The 6,356-nt window shown below is 56.6% G+C and carries 1 protein-coding gene; it reads left to right on the plus strand.

Translation table 11 applies throughout. The features are described from left to right. On the plus strand, positions 1–6,356 hold a 6,356-nt coding region (locus NXS07_RS18110; protein ID WP_258087334.1), incomplete at both ends, for a non-ribosomal peptide synthetase.

The following is a 6,356-nucleotide window of genomic DNA, read 5'->3' on the forward strand; positions in this document are numbered from 1 at the left end:
GATGTCTCGGTGTGGGAACTGCTGGCGGCTAACTGGGTCGGCGCCCGTATTGTGATTGCCCCGCCTGATAGCCATAGACAGCCGGAAACCCTGCATAAACTGATGCAGGAAACCGGGGTAACGGTGGTTCACTTTATCCCGCCCATGCTCAGTGCCTTCTGCCAGTCGTTACAGGCCTTAAGGCAGCGGTTGGCGGAAACTGTCCGTTATGTTTTCTGTAGCGGGGAGGCGCTGACCGGATCACAGGTCAGTGCGTTTAAGACGATTAATCCGGGCGCCAGTGCCTTAATTAACCTTTACGGGCCAACGGAAGCGGCGATTGAAGTCACGTATTTTGATACCGCCGGTGAATTTAATGGCAATGTGCCCATCGGCCGGGCGATTGATAACACCCGTCTGTATGTGTGTGAAGGTGGGGGTAACCTGTCCCCCCTCGGTGCGCCCGGTGAGCTTTACATCGGGGGCGCTGGTGTGGCCCGCGGGTATTGGAACCGGCCGGATCTGACCGCGGAGTATTTTGTGGTGAATCCGTTTGCCACAGCAGAAGATCAGGCGCGGGGCTACACCCGCCTGTATAAAACCGGCGATTTAGTGCGCTGGCGGCCGGACGGCAATCTGGAATACCTGGGGCGCAATGATTTTCAGGTCAAGATCCGCGGCTACCGCATTGAGCTGGGAGAAGTCGAAAGCGCGCTGGCCTCACACCCGCAGGTGAAACAGGCGGTGGTGATTGATCGCGAGCATGAGGGTCATAAAGCGCTGGCGGCGTACCTGATCACGGAGGGGATGCTGTCGGATGAGACCCTGATAGGGCATGTGTCCGCCCGCCTGCCGGACTACATGGTGCCTTCAAGCTTTACCCGGATTGAGTCGGTACCCCTGACCTTGAATGGCAAACTGGATCGCCGGGCGTTACCGGCACCGGTGTGGGTGAACCGGGACGATTATGTGGCGCCGCGTAATGCGCTGGAAACCCAGCTGTGTGCGGTCTGGCAGGATGTCCTGGGGCTGGAGCGGGTCGGCATTGAGGATAACTTCTTCCGGATCGGGGGCAACTCCCTGATGGCCATTAAGCTGACGGCGGCCATTCGCTATGCCCTGGCAGTAGAAGTCCCACTGGTACAGGTATTTGAACTGAAAACCGTTGCTGGTCTGGCCGCACAGATGGGACAGCAAGCCTGTACGGTGATCCCCCATCTTGAACTGGCGCGCTACCCCCTGTCGTCTGTACAGGAGCGGATACTGTTTATCGAACAGTTTGAGCAGGGGAGCAGTGTCTATCATGTCCCCTATCTGGTGAAGCTGGATGATGGAGACTGTTTACCCCTGCTGGAAACGGCCATTAATCGGGTAGTTGAGCGCCATCCGGTGATGAAGGCGGTGTACCGCACCGACGAGGCGGGGCAGGCCTACCAGCAGGTGCTTGAGGGCAGCCTGGTTCTCCGGTCACAGTTTTGTGAGGGATTTGACGCGCTTTTGCAAACGGTGAACACGGAGCTGGCTACTCCCTTCGATCTGACGTCAGAGCCGAGCCTGCGCCTGTGTCACTATCGGGTGGCCGAACATCATTACTTATTGATGATGTGGCACCATATTGCCATTGATGGCTGGTCCATTGATATTTTTATGGATGAGCTGGCGGAGATTTACCGTGCTCTGCTGGCATCCCGCGACAGCCAGCTGCCGCCACTGGAGATTACCTATGGGGACTATGCCAAATGGCAGCGTGACTATTTGCAGGGTGAGGTGCGTGAACGCCAGCTGGCTTACTGGCAGCAGACTCTGGCCGGTTATGAGCCGCTGTCTTTGCCGACGGACCGAAGCCGGCCGGCACAGGTGGATTATCAGGGACTGAATTTCAATTTTGCGCTGGGGAATACGCTTTCGCATCAGTTAAGGGCGCTGGCAAAAACGCAGGAAACCACCCTGTATGCTGTTCTGCTCAGTGCATTTTATGTCACGCTGGCCAAACTGACCGGACAGGATGACATCGTGTTGGGAACGCCGACCGACAGCCGGCATCATGCGCAAACCCAGCCACTGATTGGGATGTTTGTCAACTCACTGGTATTGAGGACGCAGCTGGAGCCGACCGGCAGCGTGGAAACGCTGATTAAACAGACCCACGCGATGATTGCTCAGGCCAAGGCGCATCAGGACATGCCGTTTGAGCAGTTGGTTGATGCGCTGGAGATTGAGCGCGACACCGCCCGTCACCCTATTTTCCAGATCATGTTTGGGTTGCAGAATTTGGGTGAGAGCCTGCCAGACAGGGCAGGTTTGCCGTTTAATCCGGTGAAACTGGACAGGGTTCTACACAGCCCTGCCAAGTTTGACCTGAGTTTGTTTATGTCGGAAGAGCAGTCCAGTATTGTCGGCGGTATAAATTACGCGGTGAGTCTGTTTAATGAATCTACGATAGCGCGGATGGCTGATCTTTATCAGCGGGTGTTAGCGACGTTTGTGGCGGATCAGAAGCAATCTCTGGCCGGGATTGACGTGTTGTCCGCGCAGGAGCGCCATATCCTGCTACATAGCTGGAACCAGACCGACGTACCGTACCCGCAGGACAAAACCCTGCAACAGCAGTTCGAGGCGCGTGCGGCAGCCACACCGGATAACGTGGCGCTGGTATTTGAGGGGGCAACGCTGACCTACCGGCAGTTAAATGAACGGGCGAACCAGCTGGCGGTTGTGATCCGTGAACGCTATCAGCAGCAGCGCAATGCGTTGATGCCGGCAGATACGCCAGTGGCGCTGTATCTGGATCGCAGTCTGGAAATGGTCATCAGCATGCTGGCGGTGTTGAAGGCCGGCGGCGCCTACGTGCCGGTCTCGCCGGCTTACCCGCCCGAGCGTATCCGGTTTATTCTGGCAGACACCGCAGCCCTGTGCGTGGTGACCGAGCAGCGGTATCTGACGGATTTGGGGGAATACAGCCCCGCGCTGTCACTGATCGCGGCGGATGATCCGTCCGTGACCGCAGGCCAGTCAGCAGACAATCCGGCGCCGGTGAATATGTCTACAGATCTGGCGTATATCATCTACACCTCGGGAACGACCGGCCAGCCGAAGGGGGTGATGGTAGAACATGCCAGTGTCATTAATTTATCCCGGTTTATTGCCCGAACACATTTACTGGGGGAAACGGTAAAGGCCCTGTTCTTTTCCAATTATGTTTTTGATGCGTCGGTATTTGAGCTATTCCCGGCTCTGATGGCCGGTGCAACGATTTTTATCGCACCAGAGGCCGTGACGGCGGACAGTGACCAACTTTTGTCGTTTATCAATACGAACGAAATTACCAAGGCGTTTATTCCCACCGCCTTGATGAATCATTTTGCCGACGAACTGGCACGCTCAACCTTGCAGGTTATCCATACCGGTGGCGAAGCACTGAATGCGCTGAGTCTACCGCCGGACGTCATACTGTTTAACCAGTATGGACCCACCGAAGGCACCGTGTGCGTCACTCAAAACTTATTGCGGGACGGGGATCGGGCGATTGGTAAGGGAATTGATAATACCCGTCTGTATGTCCTTGATGGTGAGTGCAATTTGTCCCCCATCGGTGCGCCGGGGGAACTGTACATCGGGGGCGCGGGGCTGGCCCGTGGATATTGGAATCGGCCGGCGTTAACCGCAGAGCGTTTTGTGGTGAATCCGTTTGCCACGGCGGAAGATCAGGAGCAGGGCTACACCCGCCTGTATAAAACCGGTGATTGGGTACGCTGGCGGCCGGACGGCAATCTGGAATATCGGGGGCGCAATGATTTTCAGGTCAAGATCCGTGGCTACCGCATTGAGCTGGGGGAAATCGAAAGCGCGCTGGCTTCGCACCCGCAGGTGAAACAGGCGGTGGTGATTGACCGCGAGCATGAAGGCCACAAAGTACTCGCAGCGTATCTGGTCACGGACGGAACGCTGTCGGATGAAATCCTGATGGAGCACGTGTCTGCCCGCTTGCCGGACTACATGGTGCCTTCAAACTTTACCCGGATTGAGTCGGTGCCCCTGACCCTGAATGGCAAGCTGGATCGCCGGGCGTTACCGGCGCTGGTGTGGGTGAGCCGGGACGGTTATGTGGCGCCGCGCAATGCGCTGGAAACCCAATTGTGTGCTATCTGGCAGGACGTATTGGGGCTGGAGCGGGTCGGCATTAAGGATAATTTCTTCCGTATTGGTGGCAACTCCCTGATAGCCATTAAGCTGACAGCCGCCATTCGCCGTGTTTTGGCGGTGGAGATTCCATTAGTACAGGTGTTTGAGTTGAAGACTATTGCCGGGTTGGCCGCACAGATGGGGCAGCAGGCCTGTACGGTGATCCCCCATGTCGAGCTGGCGCGCTACCCCCTGTCGCTTGCTCAGGAGCGGATGCGGTTTATCGAACAGTTTGAACAGGGGAGCAGTGTCTATCATGTCCCTTATCTGGTGCAGCTGGATGATGGAGACTGCTTGCCCCTGCTGGAAACGGCCATTAATCGCGTAGTTGAGCGCCATCCGGTGATGAAGGCGGTTTACCGCAATGACGATGAGGGGAATACTTACCAGCAGGTGCTTGAGGGCAGTCTGATTTTCCGGTCACAGTCTTGTGAGGAGTTTGACGCGCTCCTGCAAACGGTACGTGCTGAACTGGCCACTCCGTTCGATCTGACGACAGAGCCGAGCCTGCGCCTGTGTCACTATCGGGTGGCCGAACATCATTACTTATTGATGATGTGGCACCATATTGCCATTGATGGCTGGTCCATTAATATTTTTATGGATGAACTGGCGGAGATTTACCCTGCTCTGCTGGCATCCCGCGACAGCCAACTACCGGCCTTGGAAATCACCTATGGGGACTATGCCAAATGGCAGCGTGACTATTTGCAGGGTGAGGTACGTGAACGCCAGCTGGCTTACTGGAAGCAGACTCTGGCCGGTTATGAGCCGCTGTCTTTGCCGACGGACCGAAGCCGGCCGGCACAGGTGGATTATCAGGGGCAGGATTTTAATTTTGCGCTGGAGAGTAAACTTTCGCATCAGTTAAGGACGCTGGCAAAAACGCAGGAAACCACCCTGTATACTGTTCTGCTCAGTGCGTTTTATGTCACGCTGGCCAAACTGACCGGACAGGATGACATCGTGCTGGGAACCCCGACCGACAACCGGCATCATGCGCAAACCCAGCCATTGATTGGGATGTTTGTCAACTCACTGGTCTTGAGGGCGCAGCTTGAGCCGACCGACAGCGTGGAAACACTGATTAAACAGACCCACGCGGTAATTGCTCAGGCTAAGGCGCATCAGGACATGCCGTTTGAGCAGTTGGTTGATGCGCTGGAGATTGAGCGCGACACCGCCCGCCACCCTATTTTCCAGATTATGTTTGGGTTGCAGAGTTTTGGCCAAGATCAGCCAAACAGGGCAGGTCTGCCGTTTAGTCCGGTAACACTGGATGGCGCTTTACACAGCCCCGCCAAGTTTGATCTGAGCCTGTTTATGGCAGAAGGCGCGGGCAGTATTGTCGGTGGCATAAATTACGCAGTGAGCCTGTTTGACGAGTCCACGATAGCGCGGATGGCCGATATCTATCAGCGGGTGCTGACAGCGTTTGTCGCCGATCAGAAGCAACCTCTGGCCGGATTTGACGTGTTGTCCGCGCAGGAGCGCCATACCCTGCTGCACCGCTGGAACCAGACCGACGTGCCGTACCCGCAGAGCCACACCCTGCAACAGCAGTTCGAGACGCGTGCGGCAGCCACCCCGGATAACGTGGCGCTGGTATTTGCGGGGGTAACGCTGACCTACCGGCAAGTTAATGAGCGGGCGAACCAGCTGGCGGTTGTGATCCGCGAACGCTATCAGCAGCAGAGCCATGCGCCGATGCCGGCAGACACGCCAATAGCGCTGTATCTGGATCGTAGCCTGGAAATGGTCATCAGCATGCTGGCGGTACTAAAAGCCGGCGGCGCCTACGTGCCGATCTCGCCGGCCTACCCGCCGGAACGAACCCGGTTTATTCTGGCCGACACCGCAGCCCCGTGTGTGGTGACTCAGCAGCGGCACTTAACGGCGCTGGGGGAATATTCCCCCGCGCTGTCACTGATCGCGGCGGATGATCCGTCCGTGACCGCAGGCCAGTCAGTAGACAATCCGGCGCCGGTGAATACCTCTGCGGATCTGGCGTACATCATCTACACCTCGGGAACGACTGGCCAGCCGAAGGGGGTGATGGTTGAACACGCCAGTGTTATTAATTTATCCCAGTTTATTGCCCGAACGCATTTACTGGGGGAAACGGTAAAGGCGTTATTCTTTTCCAATTACGTTTTTGATGCGTCCGTATTTGAGCTATTCCCGGCCCTGATAGC

This window comes from Xenorhabdus bovienii (genome assembly GCF_024721015.1).
GTDB classification, from domain to species: domain Bacteria; phylum Pseudomonadota; class Gammaproteobacteria; order Enterobacterales; family Enterobacteriaceae; genus Xenorhabdus; species Xenorhabdus bovienii.